Below are 19,388 nucleotides of genomic sequence, written 5' to 3' on the forward strand. Positions count from 1 at the left end.
CGGGTTCGTGGGACCGGTCCTCACCGTGGCCGCCTATCGGTTCCTGCCGCCGCCGATCACCTTCCTGATGATCCAGCGTCTGGCCGAGGGCCAGGGGTTCAGCCGCAGCTGGCGCGACCTGGATGATATCTCGCCGCACCTGGTGCGCTCGGTGATTGCGGCGGAGGACGCCAACTTCTGCCGCCATCGGGGGTTCGACCTGGAGGCGATCCGCAAGGCCATGGCTCACAACGAGTCCTCCGAGCGGGTGCGGGGCGGCTCCACCATCAGCCAGCAGACCGCCAAGAACGTCTTTCTGTGGCCAGACCGCTCCTACGTCCGCAAAGGGCTGGAGGCCTATTTCACCGTTCTGATCGAGGTGATGTGGGGCAAGCCCAGGATCATGGAGGTCTATCTGAACTCCATCGAGTTCGGGCCTGGGATCTATGGCGCCCAGGCCGCGGCGCGGAAGAACTTCGGCGTCGACGCCAAGGACCTGACGCCCCTGCAGGCCGCCCGTCTGGCGGCGGTGCTGCCGAGCCCCCTGCGTTACAAGGCCGACACGCCGGGACCCTATGTCCGCCGCCGCACGGGCGGTGTCCAGGCAGCCGCCGGAACGGTCCGGCGGGACAATCTGGACGCCTGCGTCCTGGGTTGACGAGACAAGGTTACGCCCCCAGACCTGTGGATTGGTAAAACAATCTGCCCTTCAGGAGGCCATCATGCGCGTCGGCGTGCCCCGCGAGATCAAGCCCAATGAGCATCGGGTGGGCCTGCCGCCCACGGCGGTCCGGGAATATGTGGCCCATGGTCATGAGGTGCTGGTCGAGACCCGGGCGGGCGAAGGCGCGGGCTATGCCGATCAGGACTATGAGCGGGCCGGCGCAAAGGTGGTCGCCGATGCGGCCGCGGTCTTTTCCGGCGCGCAACTGATCGTCAAGGTCAAGGAGCCCCAGGCCCAGGAATGGGGGCGGCTGACGCCTGACCACATCCTCTTCACCTATCTGCATCTGGCGCCTGACCCGGCCCAGACCGAAGGGCTGCTGACCTCGGGCTGTGCGGCCATCGCCTATGAGACGGTCACTGACCGGGCCGGCGGCCTCCCCCTGCTGGCGCCCATGTCGGAGGTGGCCGGCCGGATTGCGGTCTTTTCCGCCGGCGAGACCCTGCTCAAGCACAATGGCGGCATGGGCCTTCTGTTGTCGGGGGTGCCTGGCGTGCGGCCGGCGCGGATCTGCGTCCTCGGCGGCGGGGTGGTGGGCATGAACGCCGCGCGGATGGCCGCAGGTCTCGGCGCCGAGGTCGTGGTGCTGGAGCGCTCCATCCCGCGGATGCGCGAACTGGACGACATGTTCCTGGGCCGCGTCCTGACCCGCTATTCCACCCTGGACGCGGTGGAGGAGGAGGTGCTGCGGGCTGACGTGGTGATCGGCGCGGTCCTGACGGCGGGGGCTGCGGCGCCCAAGCTGGTCCGCCGAGAGCATCTGGCGCGGATGAAGGCGGGCTCGGTTCTGGTGGACGTCTCCATTGACCAGGGCGGCTGTTTCGAGACCTCCCGGCCGACCACCCATGCCGATCCGACCTATGTGGTGGACGGCGTGGTGCACTATTGCGTGGCCAATATGCCCGGCGCCGCGCCGCGGACCTCGTCAGAGGCCCTGGTGCACGCGACCTTGCCCTTCGGCCTGGCCCTCGCCGATCGCGGTCTTGAGGCGCTGCGCGATGATCCGCATCTGGGGCGCGGGCTCAATGTCCTTAAGGGCGAGCTGACTCATCCGGCCGTGGCGCAGGCGCTGGGCAGGACATCGGTCGATCCCTACGGAGTCTGGACCCGCTAGGCGGCCGCCCACTGGCTGGGGTCGAGCGCCACGGGATCATCGAGAGCCATGTCGTCCCAGTCCAGGTCGGGCGGCGGGCTGGAGGCGGCGGCGATCACGGCCGACAGCTCAGCGGCCGAGGTGACGCCCACCAGGACGGTGGTGGCTTCTGGCCGCGACAGGGCGAAGCCCAGGGACGCCTGCAAGGGGTCGCTACGGCCTTCGGCGATCAGCCGGCGGGCCCGCGAGATGCGGCTGGCGGCGGCCTTCAGGTGATTGGGCGCCCGGTCCGGCGGCAGGAAGATCAGGCCATTCAGGAAGATCGAGCGCAGCTGAACCTCAATGCCCATGCCGGCCAGGGTGGCCAGGGTGCCGTCGATCAGCAGGCGCTGGTCGAGCAGACTGGCCGGCGCCTGGATGACGTCAGGACGGAAGCGGCGGGCCAGGCCCACAGGATCGTCGGAAGCGAAGACCGCCACGCCGATCCGACGGCAGACGCCGGCGTCACGCAGTTGCTGCAGGCGGGTCCAGAGGGCCATGCCGTGCGGGCCGAACAGCTCTGACGCCGAGGGCACCAGGACGCAGTCGGCCTGGGCGACGCCGAGCCGGCGCAGGGAGGCGCGGACCTCGGCCTCCACCATGTCGGGACCGCGATCGGCGCGGATGGTGGTGACCGATACGCGGAAGGGGATGGGCTTGGGCAGGGCCTCGCCGATCAGGGTCTCGCCCTGAGCCGAGCGACCGGCGACGTCGAACAGCGACAGGCCGGCCCGGTGGGCGACGGCCAGGATGTCCTGGACTTCAGCCTGAGCCGGGCGCCCGCGGACGGAGGCCTGGTCCAGGACGAATTGGCCAGAACCGAGGCCGAGCTTGTCGAGCGGAGAGGTCATGGGCGGGGCGGACGCTCTAAGAACTGCACTTGTCGAGGGGCATGCTTATCTGTGAGGCCTAAAGAACCCGTATCTGGAACCTTTCACGGGGGTTAATCTGACCCATGATCGAACCGCTGCCCCAATGGCCGATCTTCGGCCTCGACGAGGACGTTCGCCCGGCCATGAGACAGGCGGCGGCCACTGGCGCGCCCCTGGTCCTGGCCACCCTGACGGCGCTCGGAGGCGGTGGTCCCCGGCCGGTGGGAACGCAGATGGCGTTCGGACAGGGCGTGGTTTCCGGTTATTTTTCAGGGGGCTGCGTCGAATCCGATGTGGCCGCCCACGCCCAGGCCTGCCTGGAGGACGGCGCGCCCCGCACCCTGGTCTATGGGGAGGGGAGCCCCTGGCCCGATATCCAGCTGCTGTGCGGCGCGCGGATCGAGATCTTCCTGGAGAAGGTGGCGAGCGACGATGGCGCCCTGGCCAATCTTTTTACCGCCCAGATTGAGCGCAAGCCCTGCGTCTGGCTGAGCGACGGCCGCCGCCGGGTCTGCGTGGCGCCCGAAGACGCTGAGACCTGGGACGGCGCGATCCGCCGGGACTATGAACCGGTCCCCCGCCTGGTGGTCGTCGGCTCCGATCCCACCGCCCTGGCCATCGCCGCCCTCGGCGGGCAGTCAGGTTTCGAGACGACCCTGGTGCGCCCCAAGGGGCCGGCCGAGCCGCCGCCCCTGGCCAAGGTGGCCTATCGACGGGACGAGCCCGGCGAGGCTCTGGACGCCATCGGCCTCGATCCCTGGACCGCGGTGGCCATCGCCACCCACGACCTCGCCACCGACCAGGCGGCCCTGCGCGCCGCCCTGCCGTCGAAAGCCGGCTATGTGGGCCTGCTCGGCGCCCGGGCGCGTCTGGCCGAGCGCTTGGCCCGCCTGCGGGAGGCCGGGCTCAGCGAGGCGGCCATGTCGCGGCTGCATGCGCCCATCGGCCTCGACATCGGCGGCAAGGCCCCCTGGGAGGTGGCGCTATCGGTGATCGGCGAGATCGTCGCCCTGCGCTATGCGCGGGCCAGCGGCAGCACCTCGACCAGCCCCCCCGCTGCGACGGCGGGCGCGCCGGGCGGGCGGCGTAGCAAGGCGTCGGCGGCGGCGAACACGGTGACCAGCGAGGAGTCCTGATCCCCATAGGGATGGACGCTGATTGCGCCGTCCTGGTGCGCAAGCTTCGCCCGCATCCAATGCTCCCGCGGCCCATTGGCGCCGAGCGGCGTCGCGGCGCGGGCGGTGATGGTGGTGAAGGGGGCGGCATCGCCCTGATAGGCCGCCAGGATCGGCCGCAGGAACAGCTCGGCGCAAACAAAGGCCGAGGCGGGATTGCCCGGCAGGCCCAGCATCCGGCGGCCGTCGGCCAGGACCCCGAAGAAGGTCGGCTTGCCCGGCCGCACGGCGACGCTGGCCACCTTCATCGACAGACCCAGGGCCTCGCCCGCCGCACGGACCAGGTCGTGATCGCCCACCGAGGCGCCGCCGACGGTGACGATCAGGTCGGCCTCGGCGTCCCGCAAGGCGGCGATGACGGCGTCCATCTCATCGCGGACGGGCTTGAGCTTTTCAGCCTCCGCCCCCCAGGCCCGCACCATGGCCCGCAGGGCTGGAGCGCCGGAATCATAGATCTGGAAAGGCCCCGGCGCCCCGGGCGCCTCAATGATCTCCTCACCGGTGGAGATGATCGTCACCTTGGGCGCCCGATGGACCGAGACTTCGGCGCGGCCGGCCGAGGCGGCGAGGGACAGACGCCAGGGATCGATGCGCTGGCCGGCGCTCAACAGGGCCTGGCCTGACTTGAAGTCCCCGCCCCGGGGGCGCAGGTGCTGACCCGCCCGGGTTTCGGGCGCCGTCACCGTCTCGCCGTCACGCTGGGCGTCTTCCTGGATGACGATGGCGTCGACGCCGGCCGGAACCGCCGCGCCGGTGAAGATGCGCACGGCCTCGCCGGGGCCAAGGGCGCCTGCAAAGCCGTGACCCGCAGCGCTCTCGCCGATGATGCGCAGAGGCCCCGGGGTGTCGCCGCTGCGCACCGCCCAGCCGTCCATGGCCGAGGCGTCGAACGGCGGCTGGTCGCGGACAGCGGTGACGGGCTCGGCGAGGACTCGGCCGATGGCCGCGCGCAAGGGGATGGTCTCGGCGGGCAGGGGCGCGATCTCGGCCAGCATGCGAGCCCGGGCGTCCTCGACGGCCAGCAGCTTCATGGGGCGGTCCAGTCGCCAGAGGCGCCGCCGGACTTGGCGGTCAGGCGCACGGCCTCGATGACCATGCCCTTTTCGGCCGCCTTCAGCATGTCATAGACGGTGAGGCAGGCGACCGAGACCGCCGTCAGGGCCTCCATCTCCACCCCGGTCTGGCCGGTGGTGCGCACCCGGGCAGTGACCGACAGGCCGCCCTCGCCGGGCGCCACACGGACCTCGACCTTGGACAGCGCCAGGGGATGACAGAGCGGGATCAACTCGCTGGTGCGCTTGGCGGCCATGATGCCGGCGATCTCGGCTGTGGCGCGGACATCGCCTTTCTTGGCGTCGCCGGAGAGGGCCAGCGCCAGGGTCGCAGGCGTCATGCGAACAAAGCCCTGGGCCAGGGCCTCCCGGGTGGTGACCGCCTTGTCGGAGACATCGACCATGTGGGCGCGGCCGGTCTCGTCGATGTGGGTGAGGCCGCTCATCGCTCCATCAGCCGGGGCATGAGGTCGACCATGTTGCAGGGGCCGTGGCGGCTGTCGAGCTGGGCTGCGATCACCTTGTCCCAGCCGTCCTTCACCGCGCCGTTGGAGCCGGGCAGGCAGAAGACGAAGACCCCGCCCATGATGCCGGCGGTGGCGCGGCTCTGCAGGGTGGACAGGCCCACCGTCTGGTAGCTGACCATGTGGAAGACCACGGAAAAGCCGTCGAGGGTCTTGTCGAACAGGGGCTGCAAGGCCTCTGGCGTCACGTCGCGCCCGGTGATGCCGGTGCCGCCCGTGGTGATCACCGCGTCCACCTCGCCCGACGCGACCCAGGCCTTCACCTGGCTGCGGATGGCCTCGACCTCGTCGCGGACGATGGCCCGGCCGGCCAGGACATGGCCGGCGCCAGTGATCCGGTCGGCCAGGACCTGGCCTGAGGTGTCGGTGGTCTCATCGCGGGTGTCCGACACGCTCAGCACCGCAATGCGCACCGGAACCAGGGTCTTGGCCTCATCAATCTTACCCCCGGGGGCGAAGGCGGGCGCGTTCATGGTCGGCTCCTTAAGTCTTGTCTCGGGCGGTTCCAGGCGGACCTCCCGTCAGGCCCAGCGGGCGATGTCCTCATGATCCTGGTCCCGGGGCTCGATCCAGCGGGCGCCGCCTGGACCATGCTCCTTCTTCCAGAAGGGGGCGCGGCTCTTCAGATAGTCCATCAGATAGTCGCAGGCCTCAAAGGCCGCCCGGCGGTGGGCGGCGGCGGTGGCCACGAAGACGATGGGTTCGCCCGGCGCGATCTGGCCAATGCGGTGGATGATCATCAGGTCGTGGAGGGCGAACCGCGTCATGGCCGTCTCGGCGATGGCGCTGATCTGGGCCTCGGTGAAGCCGGGATAGGCCTCCAGCTCCAGGATCTTCGTCTCGCCGCCCTCGGCCCGGGCCAGGCCCGTGAAGCTCGCCACCGCGCCGGTCTCGGCCCGGCCGCGACAGAAACCTGAGAGCAGGGGGCCAGGATCGAAGCCCTGGTCGGTGAGGCTGATCATCAGGCGCTAGCCCCCGCTCATGGGCGGCAGGAAGGCGACTTCCGAGCGGGCCGACAGGACCGCGTCATCGCGCACCAGCACCTGATCCAGGGCCACCTGGACGCCCGGCGCAGCCAGGGCCTCTCCCAGGGCGGCGTCGTCGGCCGTCAGCAGGGCGCGCAGATCGGAGAGGCGGGCGGGCGGCGGGTCCAGGCTCTTTTCCCGCCAGCCGGCGATGTCGCTCAGACGACCAAAAAGCAGGACCCGGGTCACGGCCTCAGCCCCCTGTGGTGGACATGTGGCGAGCGAGCGCCGGGGCGGCGGACCGCTCGATCCGGAAATCGTGACCCTTGGGCTTGCCATCCACCGCCAGACGGATGGCGTCGACCAGGGCGGCGTCATCGGCGCCGGCGCGCAGGACGGCCCGCAGGTCGCTGGCGTCCTCCTGCCCCAAACAGGTGTGCAGGGTGCCGGTGCAGGTCAGCCGCACCCGGTTGCAGCCCTCGCAGAAATTGTGGGTCATGGGCGTGATGAAGCCTAGCCGCCCACCGGTCTCGGCGATGCGCACATAGCGGGCCGGGCCGCCGGTGGAGAGGGGAATGTCCTCCAGGGTCCAGAAGCTCTCCAGATCCTGACGGACCTTGGCCAGCGACAGGAACTGGTCGGTGCGGTCTTCCTCGATCTCGCCCAGCGGCATGGTCTCGATCAGGGTGGCGTCCAGGCCCTCGCCGTGCGCCCAGGCGATCAGATCGGGCAGTTCGTCCGCATTGTCCTGCGCCAGGGCCACGGCGTTGATCTTGACGGCGATGCCGGCGTCTTGCGCAGCCTTGATGCCGGCCAGCACCTTGGTCACGTCCCCGCCGCGGGTCAGGCGGCGGAACAGGTCGGGCTTGCGGGTGTCGATCGAGACATTGATCCGCCGCACGCCGGCCGCCGCCAGGGGCGCTGCGAACTCGGCCAGGCGGGTGCCGTTGGTGGTCAGGGTCAGCTCATCCAGCGCCCCGGACTTCAGATGCCGCGAGAGGCCCTCGATCAGGCTCATCACGCCCTTGCGCACCAGGGGCTCGCCGCCGGTGATGCGAAGCTTGCGCACGCCGAGCGCGATGAAGGCGCTGCTCACCCGGTCCAGCTCCTCGAGCGTCAGCAGGTCCTTCTTGGGCAGGAAGACCATGTGCTCGGCCATGCAATAGACGCAGCGCAGATCGCACCGATCGGTGACCGAGACCCGCAAATAGGTCACCGTCCGGCCAAAGCCGTCGATCAGGGGCGCGGCCGTCGAGGACGGCGCTTGCGAAGGTGAGGCGTCGTAAGGCGTCATGGCGTCCAACCAACATAGGCGAGGCCAAGCGATGGCGACAGGGGTGGAGAACAATGAGGCGACCTGGAGCGCCGTTGTCCTGGCCGCCGGCGCGGGCCGCCGGTTCGGCGGCGGCAAGTTGCTGGCGCCGTTCGAGGGTGGATCGCTGATTGACGGGGCGCTGAGGGCGGCCTTCGCTAGCCCGGCCTCGCACATCATCCTGGTGACGGGATCTGAGGCTGACGAGGTGGCGGCCGTCGCGAGGGCCTTCGCGAACCGACAGGGTCAGGGCGCCCGTCTGCAGATCGTCCATGCCGCCGACCACGCCGAGGGCATGGGGGCATCCCTGCGCTGCGGCGCTGCGGCGTTGCCCGTGAACGCTGCCGGCGCCTTCGTTTTCCTGGGCGACATGCCGAGGATTCCCGCCGCCATTCTCCTCAGCCTGATCGAAGCGGTGGAAGCCGGCGCCGCGGCGGCGGCCCCGGTCTGCGGCGGTCGGCGAGGGCACCCGGTGCTGTTTGGCCGGGAGCTTTTCGATCCCCTCCGCCAGGCCTCGGGCGACGAGGGCGCCCGCGCCGCCTTGGCTGGCCTCAGCCATCGCCTGGCCCTCATCGAAACCGATGACGAAGGCGTCTTGTTCGACGTCGATCGACCGGCGGACCTGTCTCGCGCAAAGCTTTTGTAGTCTCTAGGTGGGCGGCGCGAAGAACGGGGGTGGTCACTGGCCAAATATAGGGTTTCGTTCAGTGTAGCTGCAGTTGTTGCAATCGCATTGGTAGCTGGAATTTCAGCGACCGTCATATTTTTAAATACGAAAGAATTCCGGTCAAAATATCATTCGGAGCGCGCAAGGAGTTACGCGGTGAGATGTTTATCGAGTGATAAGTGTTTCGGAGATGGAAGCAATAGTTGGTCGCCCAATGATCCACCCATATTGTCGATCAATTCAAGATGCAGGAAGCGTTCATCGATCAATATTATACATAGTTCGATCGGCAATACTGGATTGGCACATATTGTCCTTAATTGCTATGATCGCGAGCATTCATACGTCGTCAGCTACGTATCGTCGGGTGTTTTTAAATTGGCTGTTTTGGGTTGGGGCGTTTGCGAATCAGAACGTTGTGAGGACTGGCAGGTCAGGGCACCGCGCCTTGCGGGTTAGGCATTGTTGTTTGTTCTTGTGATTCCTTAAATTGAACAGGCTCATGCGCCACTGAGAACGAGGCGTTCCATGCGCGTCAGATCGCGCTTAGTGAGGCCAACCAAACTGCTTAGAAGCACCCGATGACTTCGGTCCCTCCCTTGAGGCCCTAAACCTTTACAAACGGCTGGGCGGTGATCGCCTCGCCGGTCAGGGCTAGCAGCGCATTGGCGACGGCCGGGCCGATCACCGGGGTGCCGGGTTCGCCGACGCCGGTGGGGCGTGTTCCGGCCGGCTGGGCGACGATATAGGTCTCGACCTTGGGCGCCTCGCCGTGGCGCAGCACCCGGTAGGTGTCGAAATTGGTCTGGTCGACCCGGCCCTCGGTGAGGGTCACCTCGCCATAGAGGGCGGCGGAAAGCCCGTAACAGGTCCCCCCCTCCATCTGGGCGGCGATCTGGTCGGGCGAGATCGCCGTCCCGCAATCGATGGCGGTGACCACGCGGCCGACCTTGGGCTCGCCATTCTCCATCTTCACCTCGGCCACCTGGGCGACCACGGAACCGAAGCACTCATGCACCGCCACGCCACGGGTCCAGCCGTCGGGCGCGGGCTCGGCCCAGCCGGACTTCTCCACCGCCAGGTCGAGGACGGCCAGGTGCCGCTTGGCGTCGGCCTTCTCATAGAGGGCCCGGCGATAGGCCACCGGATCCTGGCCGGCCCGGCGGGCCAACTGATCGATGGTGTGCTCCATCACATAGGCGGTGTGGGTCGCCCCCACCGATCGCCACCACAGGACCGGCACGCCGATGTCCGGAGTCAGCAATTGAGCGTCCACATGGGGGGTGGCCGCGAGGTAGGGCGAGCCCTTGGCGCCCTCCACAGCTGTCTCGTCCACGCCGCCGCCGACGGGGGCGCCCTTCATGATCGACTGGGTGACGATGCGATGGGTCCAGGCGGCTGGATAGCCGTCGGCGTCGGTGGTTACGCGCACCCGGTGATGGACCAGGGGACGGAAATAGCCCGCCGCCATGTCGTCTTCCCGGGTCCAGACCAGCTTCACCGGCCGGTTCTTGCCGACCTTGCGGGCGATCTGGACGCATTCGACGACGAAGTCGGACTGGAAATTGGCCCGCCGGCCAAAGGAGCCCCCGGCCGGCAGGGTCTCGATCTCCACTGAACCAGGCAGGTTGAGCACGACCTTGGCCACATTGAGCTGGTCCAGGGTCGGCCCCTGGGAAGCGAAGGTGAGCCTGGCCCTATTGCCCGCCACCTGGGCCACGCAGTTCATGGGCTCCATGGTGGCGTGGGCGAGATAGGGGAAGTCATAGGCGACCTCCAGGGCCTGACCGGTCGGCTGGGCCGCCACGTCCCCCTTGGTTTCGAAGCCCTGCCATTCTTCGCCCTTGGCGAGCGGCGCCGCACCGGCGGCCAGATCACGGAAGCGGGCGGCGATGTCAGGCGAACTGCGGGTCTCGGCCTTGGACTCATCCCAGGTGACGGTGAGCGCGTCGCGGCCCTGCTTGGCGGCCCAGGTGTTGTTCGCCACCACGGCGACGCCAGTGGGGATCTCATAGACCTCGACCACGCCGGGGACGGCCTTGGCGGCGGTGGCGTCGAAGCTCGCCACCCTGGCGCCGAAGCGGGGCGGGTGGGCGACCATGGCCACCAGCAGGTTCTCGGCCTGGACATCCATGGTGAAGCGGGTCTGGCCGGTGCTCTTGGCCAGGCTGTCCTTGCGCCGCACCCGGTCGGTTCCAATCAGGGTGAACCGGGCGGGGTCCTTCAGGGCGGGTTCGGCGGGCGGGGTGATCTTGGCGGCGTCTGGCAGAAGCTCGCGGAAGTCGGCGGTGCGGCCAGACGCGGCGTGGCTGACCACCCCGTTCTCCACGGCGATCTCGTCCGCCGGGACGTCCCACCGGGTGGCGGCGGCCTGGACGAACATGGCCCGGGCGCCGGCGCCGGCCTTGCGCAGCTGATCCCAGGAATTGTTGATCGCCGAGGAGCCGCCGGTGAGCTGCGCGCCCATGGCGCCGTTGGCGTAGAGGCTGGCGTTGGCCGGGGCGTGCTCCCAGGCGACGCGGGTCCAGTCTGCGTCCAGTTCCTCGGCGACGATGGCGCAGAGGCCGGCATGGTTGCCCTGGCCAAACTCGATGTGCTTGCAGACGACGGTCACGGCGCCGTCGGCGGCGATCTTCACGAAGGGACCAAAGGCGCCCACCTCGCCATCGGCGCCGACAGACAAGAGGGTGGCCGGCGAGCAACCGACCATCAGGGCGCCGCCCACCGTGGTGGCGGTGACGATCAGCTGGCGACGGGACAGACCCTGGCCGCTCGGGGTGCTGCGGCGGGGAAAGAGTGCGTTCATGGCGCTCACCGATCCGATCAGAGGTCGTGCTGGGGGGTGCTGGCCGGCGTCTGGCCCGACGCGACCTTGATCGCCGCATGGATGCGCTGATAGGCGCCGCAGCGACAGATATTGCCGGCCATGGCGCCGTCGATCTCATCGTCCGTCGGTCTGGGCGACTGTTCCAGCAGGGCGACCGCCGACATGATCTGGCCCGACTGGCAATAGCCGCACTGAGGCACGTCCAGCTGGACCCAGGCCTGCTGCAGGGGGTGGTCGCCCCCCAGGCCCTCGATGGTGGTGATCTTCGCCGACCCGATGGCGGCGACGGGCGTCAGGCAGGAGCGGATGGGCGCCCCGTCGGCCAGGACGGTGCAGGCGCCGCACTGGGCGATCCCGCAGCCATATTTGGTTCCAGTCAGGCCCAGTTCATCTCGCAGGACCCAAAGCAGAGGTGTGTCCTCGGCCGCCTCCACTGTAAGCGGCTTTCCATTCACATCGAGGGTGATGGCCATGACGTTCCTCAGCATTTGCGGAGCTTGAGCATGATCTTAACGCCGCTTAGGACGCAAGGTAAGCCCCGACCGAACCGCGATGCGTCGGGCCTGATGCGCCCGTCACCCAACTGCGCTACCTAAATTTCCCGACGCCGTGATCGGCCCCGTTTCTGGAGACCCCTCATGACCCCATCGGTCCGCGCCCCCTCTTTCCGCCTGCCCGCGCTGCTGGCCGGCCTTGTCCTGGCGGCGGCGCCGGGACTCGTCCTGGCCCAGGCTCCGGCGTCGTCCCAGGGCGCCCGCCTGTTCAACATGCAGTGCAAGACCTGCCACGGGGAAAAGAGCACGCCGGCTGGCCCGAGCCTGACGGGGATCGCGGGCGGCCCCATCGCCGGCCGCGACGACTACGCCTATTCCCCCGGTCTGAAGGCCAAGGGCGGGACCTGGACGGATGCGGCCCTAGACGCCTATCTGGCGAAGCCCCTGGCCTTTGCGCCGGGCACGCGCATGATGGTCGCTGTCCCTGACGCCAACAACCGCGCCGCCATCGTGGCCTATATGAAGACCCTCAAATGACCTGGAATCTTCGGGCCGGCTTAGGGCTGGGCCTCGTCCTGGCCGCCGCAGCCCTCGCCGGTTGCTCGACCGTGGCGCCGAGCGCGCCCGCCGCCTTTTCGACGCCGATGCGCGCTGGTCCCGCGCCAGAGGACGCCACCGACGCCCCGATGACCTATGCCTGTCGGGAGGGAAAGCGGTTCGTCGCCGCCTACGCCCTGTCGGGCGAACATGCGGTGGTCCAGGCCGGCGGCCGCTCCTACCGCCTGCCCCACGCCCCGTCGGGCTCTGGGGCCCGGTTTTCCGCCGGCGGGGTCGAACTGACGACCAAGGGCGTCGAGGCGAGCCTGGACGGCGCCGCCGGGGCGCCCTATCGCGGCTGCGTCACCGGCTGAAGGAGCAGGATCTTGGACGCCTTTCCCGCCTTTTTCCCCCTGGCCGGCGCCAAGATCGTAATCGCCGGGTCCGGCGAGGGCGCTGAGGCCAAGGCCCGCCTGTTCGACGGCTCGCCCGCACGTCTGGTTCGGGTCGAGGACGCCCAGGCCTATCTGCCAGCCACCTATGCCGGGGCGAGCCTCGTCTTCATCGCCAGTTCTGATGATCTGTTTGTCCAGGCGGCGGCGACGGCGGCCCGGGCGGCCCGGGTCCCGGTCAATGTGGTCGACCGGCCGCCGCTCTGCGACTTCACCACGCCGGCGGTCATCGACCGGGGCGAGGTGGTGGCCGCCGTGGGCACCGGCGGCGCCTCGCCCATGCTGGCGACTCTGTTGCGCAACACCATTGAAACCCGGATTCCCGAGGGGACCGGGCGGATCGCCGCCCTGTTCCGCAGGATGCAGGACGAGGTGCGCGAGGCCCTGCCCGAGCTGCCCCGCCGACGGGCCTTTCTGCGCCAGGCCCTCGAAGGACCTGCGGCCGATGCGGCCATGGCCGGAAACATGGAGGCCGCTGAGGCCCTGCTGCGACAGGCCCTCAACGACGACGCGCCGCAGCCCGGCCGGCTGCAGTTCATCGCCGGGCTGGGCCCCGCTGACCTGATCACCCTTCGCGCCAGCCGCGCCCTGGCCGGCGCCGATGTGCTGGTCATCCCCGACGACGCCGACCCCGAGATCGTCGGCATGGCCCGCCGCGACGCCGAGCGGGTCGCGCCAGAGGCGGCGACGCCCGACCACCTGATCGACCTGGCGCGCCAGGGCCTGAAGGTGGTGAGCCTGATCACCGGCATGCCGCAGGCCGAAGCCCTGCGCGCCTATGCGGAGTCCGGTCTCGCCGTCGAGGTGATGCTGGCCGCCCCGCAGATCTAGTCCAGGGGTTTGCCCCTGGTCTCCGGCAGGAACAGGCAGACCACCACGCTGATGGCGGTGAAGATCACCGGGTACCAGAGCCCCGAATAGATGTTCCCCGTCGCTGTCACGATGGCGAAGGCGCTGAAGGGCACGAAGCCCCCCACCCAGCCGGTGCCGATATGATAGGGCAGGGACATGGCCGTGTAGCGGACCCGTGTGGGGAACAGCTCCACCAGGGTCGCGGCCATGGGGCCGTAGAGGGCCGTGGCGGCCACCACGAAGATCATCAATATGCCAAAGAGCGCCGGCAGGTTGGTCCGCGCCGGATCGGCGGCGGCCGGGTAGCCATTGGCCGCAAGCGCGGCGCGGATTTCACCGTCCACCTGAGCCCGGGCCGACCTGAGGGCGTCCGGCGCCAGTTCCGAGCCGTCGATGGAGACCACCACGGTCTCGCCCACCCGCACCTGCGCCAGGGCGCCGGCCGGGGCCTGGAGGTTGTCATAGGACACCCCCGCATTGGCCAGGGCGGTCTTGGCGATGTCGCAGGCCGAGACGAACTGGGCCCGGCCAATGGGATCAAATTGCAGGGCGCAATCGGCGGGGTCTGCGACCACAATCACAGGCGTTGCGGCCTGGGCCTCGGCCAGGGCCGGGTTGGCCGCCTGGGTCATCGCCTTGAACCCGGGGAAGAAGGCGATCAGGGCCAGGGTCATGCCAAACCACATCACCCACTTTCGGCCCACCCGATCCGACAGCCAGGCGAACAGGACATAGAGCGGCGCGCTGGCCAGAGTGGCGCAGATCATCAGGGTGTTCACCGTCGCCGGCGCCACCTTGAGGAACCGTTCCAGGAAGATTTGGGTATAGAAAAAGGCCGTGTACCAGACCGCCCCCTGGGCGCTCATGAAGGCGAATAGAGCCAGCAACACCAACTTCAGGTTGCCCCACTGTCCGAAAGCCTCAGCGAAGGGCGCCTTGGTCTCCTGGCCCGCAGCCTTGAGCCGCTCAAAGCTGGGGCTCTCGGCGAGCTTGAGCCGCATGAAGATGGAAATGGCCAGCAAGCCTGCTGAGACCAGGAAGGGCAGGCGCCAGCCCCAGTCCATGAAGGCGTCTTCGCCCACGGTCCGCCGGGTCACCAGGATCACCAGCAGAGCGCCGATCAGGCCAAAGGCGGCGGAGGTCTGGATCCAGCCCGTATACTCCCCACGACGGTGGTCTGGCGCGTGCTCGGCCACATAGATGGCCGCCCCGCCATACTCGCCGCCCAACGCCAGGCCCTGCAGGATGCGCAGGAGGATCAGCAGGGCCGGACCGACCAGGCCCGCCTGCTCATATGTGGGCAAAAAGCCGATGGCCAGGGTGGCGCCGCCCATCAGGGTGACGGTGATGAGAAAGGCGGCCTTGCGCCCGATCCGGTCGCCCATGTGGCCAAAGATCAGCGCTCCCAGGGGCCGGAAGGCGAAGCCTGCCCCAAACAGGGCCAAGGCGGCGATCAGGCCGGCGGTCTCGTTCAGCCCGGCGAAGAAGTTTCGCGAGATGACCGAGGCCAAGGCGCCGAAAATGAAGAAATCATACCACTCAAAGGCGGTGCCCGCTGATGAGGCCACCACCACGGTGCGCATGGATGGCGCGCCAGCGCCCCCGTCTTGCTGAGCGTCTGCGGCGTCCTGCGCCATGGTCGTCCCCCCGAACTGATTCCGCGATCAGGAGTAACACTGGTCGGCGAGCCCGTGGAAGGCGCGAAGCGCGGGCGTTCAGGCAGGTTATGGCTCGGCGGGCTCACCGGAGGCGGCCGTTTGGGTCCCGAGCCGGGCGATTTCCGCCAGCAGCATGGCTGGAGAGATGGGCTTGCCCACCACGCCGTCCATGCCGGCGGCCTCATAGGCCTGTCGTTGGTGGCTCATGACATTGGCAGTCAAGGCGATAATCGGAGTCTCCCGCTCCGGACCGGGCAGGGCGCGAATGCGTCGGGTCGCCTCCACACCGTCAATGCCGGGCATCTGCACGTCCATCAGCACCAGGTCGTGTCCGCCACGGGTGGCGGCCTCCACCCCCAGATAGCCGTCGGCGGCGGTCTCCACCTTTGCGCCCAGGCTCTCCAGCAGCCGGATGGCGATCATCCGGTTGGTGGGATTGTCCTCCACCACGAGAATCCGTAGCCCACCCAGAACGTCCTGGGGGGCTGCGGCGGGGGCGGACGGGATGGGCGCCTGGGCGGCGTCGGCCGGGACTTCCAGCCAGAAGGTGGAGCCGACCCCAGGGACAGAACGGAAGCCCACCTCGCCCCCCATCAACTCGGCCAGGCGTTGGGTGATGGTCAGACCGAGGCCAGACCCGCCGAACTGCCGGGTCGTGCTGGCGTCACCCTGGTCAAATCGCTGGAAGATGCGGGGTTGGACCTCCAGGGGGATGCCGACGCCGCTGTCCTCGACTTCGAAACGCAGCCGAGGCGCCTCCGGTGGTCCGGTGAGGCTGGCGCGGACCTGGACGTGGCCGCGGAGGGTGAATTTCACCGCATTGCCCACCAGGTTGAACAGCGCCTGGCGCAGCCGCGTGGGCTCGCCGAGCCGCCAACCGAGGTTTGGGGCGCATTGGACGGTGATCTCCAGTCCCCGTTCCTGGGCCTGGGGGGCCAGCAGGCTGGCGACACCCTCGGCCAGGGCGGCGGGATCAAGGGCCTCATAGGCGAGGTCCAGCCGGCCGGCTTCGATCCGCGAGATGTCGATGACGTCATTCAGCAGTTCGGCCAGCATCTGTCCGCAGGACAGGGCCTCCTCCAGCATCCGGCGCCCGTCCGGAGAAAGGGACTCGGCCTTCAAAAGATGCAGAACGCCGAGCACCCCGTTCATCGGGGTGCGGATCTCGTGACTCATGTTGGCGAGGAACTGGGCCTTGGCCTCGGCGCCGGCCTGGGCGGCGCGCTCGGCTTCCACGAGGGCCAGTTCCTGCCGCTTACGCTCGTCGAAGTCGTGGACAAGGCCCACGCCCTTGAGCCAGCGGCCCTGGGCGTCCTTCTGCAGATGGTGAAAGACCCTCACCCAGCGGGCCTCGCCGTCGGGGGCCAGGACCCGGGCCTCGAAAGCCTCCCCAGACGTCTGCGCCCCCTGGTGAATGTCGCGGAACGCCTGCCGCACCTGTTCCAGGTCATCGGGGTGAAAGCGGGGGAACCGCAGGTGCTGAGCGTCCTCATAGCTGGCCTTGGCCGAGCCGAAGAGCTTCTTGAACTCCGGCGAAGCCCAGAAGGTGCGCGCCCGGTGGTCGATCTCGTAGACGCCGGCGTCGGCGGCCGCCAGTGACACCTTGAGGCGCCGCGCATTGGCGCGGGCGGCCTCGCGGGCCTGGGCGAGATCTGAGATGTCATCCAGATAGGCGACCATGCCGCCCACAGCGCCGGCCGCGTCGTACCAGGGGCGGGCGTCCCAGCGAATCCAGCGACGGTTCCCGCGCCCGTCGACGAACCGGTCCTCCGAACGCCCCACGGCCTGGCCCGCCAGGACCTGCCGATCGGCCGAGAGGAAGCGCCGTGGGAGGCCAGGACAAACCGCCCGAAGCGTTTCACCAATGTGGCGTTCCGCCTCGATCTCAAACACCTCCCGCCAGCGGGGGCTGGCCACCATGTGGCGCATGTCTCTGTCGAACATCGCCACCGCAAAGGGGGCGTTTTCGATCAGCTGCGCCATCTGGCGGGCGCTGGCCCGGGCCTGGTCACGGGCTGCGATCAGTTCGGTAAGCTCCTGGGATATGCCCTTCAGGGCGAACAGCCCCCCGGAGCGCGGCTCGCAGTGGAAGTTCGTGCGCCAATAGGTCCAGCCACCGTCGCGCATCTGGAGCCGGTGGCGCATCTCCCCTGAAACACCTTCCCGGACGCCGCGCTGGAAGGCGGCTTGGACAGCGTCGCGCTCCTCGGGGTGCAGCAGGGTGAAGTAGTCGTCAGCCTTGCGGACCTCATCGGCCCTGCGGCCGGTGATGCCTTGAAGCTCCTCCGACCAGATCACCTCGCCGGTCGCCGGCTCATAGCTCCAGGCGCCGATACCGGCCGCCTCAGACAGGAGCAGCCGGGTGCGCCGGGCCTCTTCAAGTTCGGCTTGCCTCGCCCGGTCATTCGCCGCGTCCCACAGGACGCCGATGATGAGGCCTTCCGGGGTCATATGGCAGCGGCCCGCCAGCCAGCGCCACTGCCCATCCTTCGTCGAAAACCGCGCCAGGGTCTGGCTGACCTTGCCGTTCAGCAGGCGGCTCGCATGGGCGCCGTAGCCATCGGCCTCCTCCGGATGGATCAGGTCGAGAATGTGCCGGCCAATCAACTCCTCAGAACGCCAGCCCGTGGCCCTTGTCCAGGCCTCGTTGACCAGGGTGAGGCGTCCGTCCGGCTTGGCCACGAACATCAGCTCCAGACTCTGCTGAAACATGTAGGCGGCCATGGACAGCTGCGCGCCGGCCTGTTCAGCGCTTTGAGCGTGCGACATTCGGCTCCCCAAACACCGCAGGACTTGCCGCCCTGCTTTCGAAGAACCGAGTTATCATCTAAGCGTAAATGCAAGGTTCGGTCCCGCCAGGGCCGAATTCTCCTGATCCATCAGCGCATTTGACCGACTCCGGGCCGGGCCCGAGCTTCAGCCCCGTGCTGTCCGTCGCAAAAAGTCCAAAATGGCTGATTGACACTCTCGGGGGTGGCGACTAGATACGCCGCTCCTCGCCGCCGACGGACTGGTTGGCGGGGCTGGCGGAAGCCGGTTTGGTCTTTGACATTGTTGAATTGGAAAGAGAAACGCAGGCGGCGGTGTTCTGGCGATGGTTCTTCGGAACTGTCTGGACGCTGACGAACTCTGCGGTCTCTTGAAGACAATACCATGCGTCGTTGAGCCTTAGGGTTTGGCGACGATTGGGAACTCGTCAAGATACGTAGACCAATGCCAATTGGACACTCTTAGGGGTGTTTGAGAAACGTTGGGTCAGAAGTCAACTCAACCTGAGAGTTTGATCCTGGCTCAGAGCGAACGCTGGCGGCAGGCCTAATACATGCAAGTCGAGCGCACCTTTCGGGGTGAGCGGCGGACGGGTGAGTAACGCGTGGGAATATGCCCTATGGTGCGGAACAACTGAGGGAAACTTCAGCTAATACCGCATGTGCCCTACGGGGGAAAGATTTATCGCCATAGGAGTAGCCCGCGTTGGATTAGTTTGTTGGTGGGGTAATGGCTCACCAAGACTACGATCCATAGCTGGTCTGAGAGGATGATCAGCCACACTGGGACTGAGACACGGCCCAGACTCCTACGGGAGGCAGCAGTAGGGAATCTTGCGCAATGGGCGAAAGCCTGACGCAGCCATGCCGCGTGAATGATGAAGGTCTTAGGATTGTAAAATTCTTTCACCGGGGACGATAATGACGGTACCCGGAGAAGAAGCTCCGGCTAACTTCGTGCCAGCAGCCGCGGTAATACGAAGGGGGCTAGCGTTGCTCGGAATTACTGGGCGTAAAGGGCGCGTAGGCGGACAGTTTAGTCAGAGGTGAAAGCCCAGGGCTCAACCTTGGAATAGCCTTTGATACTGACTGTCTTGAGTACGGGAGAGGTGTGTGGAACTCCGAGTGTAGAGGTGAAATTCGTAGATATTCGGAAGAACACCAGTGGCGAAGGCGACACACTGGCCCGTTACTGACGCTGAGGCGCGAAAGCGTGGGGAGCAAACAGGATTAGATACCCTGGTAGTCCACGCTGTAAACGATGAGTGCTAGTTGTCGGCATGCATGCATGTCGGTGACGCAGCTAACGCATTAAGCACTCCGCCTGGGGAGTACGGTCGCAAGATTAAAACTCAAAGGAATTGACGGGGGCCCGCACAAGCGGTGGAGCATGTGGTT

The 19,388-nt window shown here is 67.9% G+C and carries 17 protein-coding genes, 1 rRNA gene and 1 pseudogene; 8 read left to right on the top strand and 11 right to left on the bottom strand.

Going from position 1 to position 19,388, the window contains the following annotated elements; translation table 11 throughout:
• Nucleotides 1–7: 7 nt before the first annotated feature.
• Nucleotides 8–637 carry a monofunctional biosynthetic peptidoglycan transglycosylase gene (gene mtgA / locus Q7V15_RS07230; protein ID WP_304754788.1) on the top strand — a complete coding sequence of 210 codons (630 nt, stop codon included), beginning with the start codon at nt 8–10 and terminating at the stop codon, nt 635–637.
• A 64-nt stretch (nt 638–701) separates the two neighbouring features.
• The gene (ald, locus tag Q7V15_RS07235; RefSeq protein WP_304754773.1) at nt 702–1,817 is read left to right on the top strand and encodes an alanine dehydrogenase; all 1,116 of its coding nucleotides are present in this window, start codon (nt 702–704) and stop codon (nt 1,815–1,817) included.
• Here the strand turns inward: ald and Q7V15_RS07240 are convergent.
• A complete protein-coding gene (locus tag Q7V15_RS07240; RefSeq protein ID WP_304754774.1) occupies nt 1,814–2,686 on the bottom strand; it encodes a bifunctional regulator KidO in 873 nt (290 codons plus the stop codon). The two genes, ald and Q7V15_RS07240, sit on opposite strands and share 4 nt — an antisense overlap.
• A 164-nt stretch (nt 2,687–2,850) precedes the next feature.
• On the opposite strand from Q7V15_RS07240, the pseudogene Q7V15_RS07245 reads away from it, so the two are divergent.
• Nucleotides 2,851–3,651 (top strand): annotated as a pseudogene (locus Q7V15_RS07245) (XdhC family protein); the annotation flags it as partial.
• Nucleotides 3,652–3,722: 71 nt separating this feature from the next.
• Here Q7V15_RS07245 and glp read toward each other — a convergent pair.
• Genes glp through moaA form a run of 6 tightly spaced genes read right to left on the bottom strand, consistent with a single transcriptional unit; the run spans nt 3,723 to nt 7,717 of the window.
• On the bottom strand, nt 3,723–4,913 hold the full coding sequence (gene glp, locus Q7V15_RS07250) for a gephyrin-like molybdotransferase Glp (protein WP_304754776.1): 1,191 nt from the start codon (nt 4,911–4,913) through the stop codon (nt 3,723–3,725).
• Nucleotides 4,910–5,380, bottom strand: a complete 471-nt coding sequence (gene moaC, locus Q7V15_RS07255) for a cyclic pyranopterin monophosphate synthase MoaC (protein ID WP_304754777.1) — start codon at nt 5,378–5,380, stop codon at nt 4,910–4,912. The genes glp and moaC overlap by 4 nt, the downstream gene beginning before the upstream one ends.
• On the bottom strand, nt 5,377–5,931 hold the full coding sequence (gene moaB, locus Q7V15_RS07260; RefSeq protein ID WP_304754778.1) for a molybdenum cofactor biosynthesis protein B: 555 nt from the start codon (nt 5,929–5,931) through the stop codon (nt 5,377–5,379). The genes moaC and moaB overlap by 4 nt, the downstream gene beginning before the upstream one ends.
• Before the next feature lie 48 nt (nt 5,932–5,979).
• Nucleotides 5,980–6,423, bottom strand: a complete 444-nt coding sequence (locus tag Q7V15_RS07265; RefSeq protein ID WP_304754789.1) for a molybdenum cofactor biosynthesis protein MoaE — start codon at nt 6,421–6,423, stop codon at nt 5,980–5,982.
• A 3-nt stretch (nt 6,424–6,426) separates the two neighbouring features.
• On the bottom strand, nt 6,427–6,672 hold the full coding sequence (locus Q7V15_RS07270) for a MoaD/ThiS family protein (RefSeq protein WP_304754779.1): 246 nt from the start codon (nt 6,670–6,672) through the stop codon (nt 6,427–6,429).
• Between the two features lie 4 nt (nt 6,673–6,676).
• Entirely contained in the window at nt 6,677–7,717 is a 1,041-nt protein-coding gene (gene moaA / locus Q7V15_RS07275) for a GTP 3',8-cyclase MoaA (protein ID WP_304754780.1), read from the bottom strand.
• Between the two features lie 31 nt (nt 7,718–7,748).
• On the opposite strand from moaA, the gene Q7V15_RS07280 reads away from it, so the two are divergent.
• Nucleotides 7,749–8,381, top strand: coding sequence for a nucleotidyltransferase family protein (locus tag Q7V15_RS07280; protein WP_304754781.1), 633 nt, complete (start codon nt 7,749–7,751; stop codon nt 8,379–8,381).
• 628 nt (nt 8,382–9,009) lie between these two features.
• Here Q7V15_RS07280 and Q7V15_RS07285 read toward each other — a convergent pair.
• Together Q7V15_RS07285 and Q7V15_RS07290 are read right to left on the bottom strand one after the other, a co-directional pair.
• A complete protein-coding gene (locus tag Q7V15_RS07285) occupies nt 9,010–11,208 on the bottom strand; it encodes a xanthine dehydrogenase family protein molybdopterin-binding subunit (RefSeq protein WP_304754782.1) in 2,199 nt (732 codons plus the stop codon).
• A gap of 17 nt (nt 11,209–11,225) precedes the next feature.
• The gene (locus Q7V15_RS07290) at nt 11,226–11,702 is read right to left on the bottom strand and encodes a (2Fe-2S)-binding protein (protein WP_304754790.1); all 477 of its coding nucleotides are present in this window, start codon (nt 11,700–11,702) and stop codon (nt 11,226–11,228) included.
• A gap of 165 nt (nt 11,703–11,867) precedes the next feature.
• Between Q7V15_RS07290 and Q7V15_RS07295 the strand changes: the two genes are divergently transcribed.
• The 3 genes from Q7V15_RS07295 to Q7V15_RS07305 are packed head-to-tail and all read left to right on the top strand — an operon-like array spanning nt 11,868 to nt 13,543.
• Nucleotides 11,868–12,260 carry a cytochrome c family protein gene (locus tag Q7V15_RS07295; protein ID WP_304754783.1) on the top strand — a complete coding sequence of 131 codons (393 nt, stop codon included), beginning with the start codon at nt 11,868–11,870 and terminating at the stop codon, nt 12,258–12,260.
• Entirely contained in the window at nt 12,257–12,634 is a 378-nt protein-coding gene (locus tag Q7V15_RS07300) for an MliC family protein (RefSeq protein WP_304754784.1), read from the top strand. Before Q7V15_RS07295 ends, Q7V15_RS07300 begins: the two co-directional genes overlap by 4 nt.
• Before the next feature lie 12 nt (nt 12,635–12,646).
• Nucleotides 12,647–13,543, top strand: a complete 897-nt coding sequence (locus tag Q7V15_RS07305; protein WP_304754785.1) for an NAD(P)-dependent oxidoreductase — start codon at nt 12,647–12,649, stop codon at nt 13,541–13,543.
• On the opposite strand, the gene Q7V15_RS07310 is transcribed toward Q7V15_RS07305, so the two are convergent.
• Complete coding sequence (locus tag Q7V15_RS07310; RefSeq protein WP_304754786.1) at nt 13,540–15,201, bottom strand: MFS transporter; 1,662 nt, start codon at nt 15,199–15,201, stop codon at nt 13,540–13,542. The two genes, Q7V15_RS07305 and Q7V15_RS07310, sit on opposite strands and share 4 nt — an antisense overlap.
• A gap of 87 nt (nt 15,202–15,288) precedes the next feature.
• A complete protein-coding gene (locus Q7V15_RS07315; protein WP_304754787.1) occupies nt 15,289–17,991 on the bottom strand; it encodes a PAS domain S-box protein in 2,703 nt (900 codons plus the stop codon).
• Nucleotides 17,992–18,490: 499 nt separating this feature from the next.
• Here Q7V15_RS07315 and Q7V15_RS07320 point away from each other — a divergent pair.
• Nucleotides 18,491–19,388: ribosomal RNA gene (locus Q7V15_RS07320) — 16S ribosomal RNA — on the top strand; the annotation flags it as partial.

The sequence above is a fragment of the Phenylobacterium sp. genome, from assembly GCF_030651755.1.
In the GTDB taxonomy this organism is placed as follows: domain Bacteria; phylum Pseudomonadota; class Alphaproteobacteria; order Caulobacterales; family Caulobacteraceae; genus Phenylobacterium.

Coding starts and splice junctions, on each gene's coding strand:
- ald (WP_304754773.1), top strand. CDS start 702: ATGCGCGTCGGCGTGCCCCGCGAGATCAAGCCCAATGAGCATCGGGTG.
- Q7V15_RS07240 (WP_304754774.1), bottom strand. CDS start 2,686: ATGACCTCTCCGCTCGACAAGCTCGGCCTCGGTTCTGGCCAATTCGTC.
- glp (WP_304754776.1), bottom strand. CDS start 4,913: ATGAAGCTGCTGGCCGTCGAGGACGCCCGGGCTCGCATGCTGGCCGAG.
- moaC (WP_304754777.1), bottom strand. CDS start 5,380: ATGAGCGGCCTCACCCACATCGACGAGACCGGCCGCGCCCACATGGTC.
- moaB (WP_304754778.1), bottom strand. CDS start 5,931: ATGAACGCGCCCGCCTTCGCCCCCGGGGGTAAGATTGATGAGGCCAAG.
- moaA (WP_304754780.1), bottom strand. CDS start 7,717: ATGACGCCTTACGACGCCTCACCTTCGCAAGCGCCGTCCTCGACGGCC.
- Q7V15_RS07280 (WP_304754781.1), top strand. CDS start 7,749: ATGGCGACAGGGGTGGAGAACAATGAGGCGACCTGGAGCGCCGTTGTC.
- Q7V15_RS07285 (WP_304754782.1), bottom strand. CDS start 11,208: ATGAACGCACTCTTTCCCCGCCGCAGCACCCCGAGCGGCCAGGGTCTG.
- Q7V15_RS07290 (WP_304754790.1), bottom strand. CDS start 11,702: ATGGCCATCACCCTCGATGTGAATGGAAAGCCGCTTACAGTGGAGGCG.
- Q7V15_RS07295 (WP_304754783.1), top strand. CDS start 11,868: ATGACCCCATCGGTCCGCGCCCCCTCTTTCCGCCTGCCCGCGCTGCTG.
- Q7V15_RS07300 (WP_304754784.1), top strand. CDS start 12,257: ATGACCTGGAATCTTCGGGCCGGCTTAGGGCTGGGCCTCGTCCTGGCC.
- Q7V15_RS07310 (WP_304754786.1), bottom strand. CDS start 15,201: ATGGCGCAGGACGCCGCAGACGCTCAGCAAGACGGGGGCGCTGGCGCG.
- Q7V15_RS07315 (WP_304754787.1), bottom strand. CDS start 17,991: ATGTCGCACGCTCAAAGCGCTGAACAGGCCGGCGCGCAGCTGTCCATG.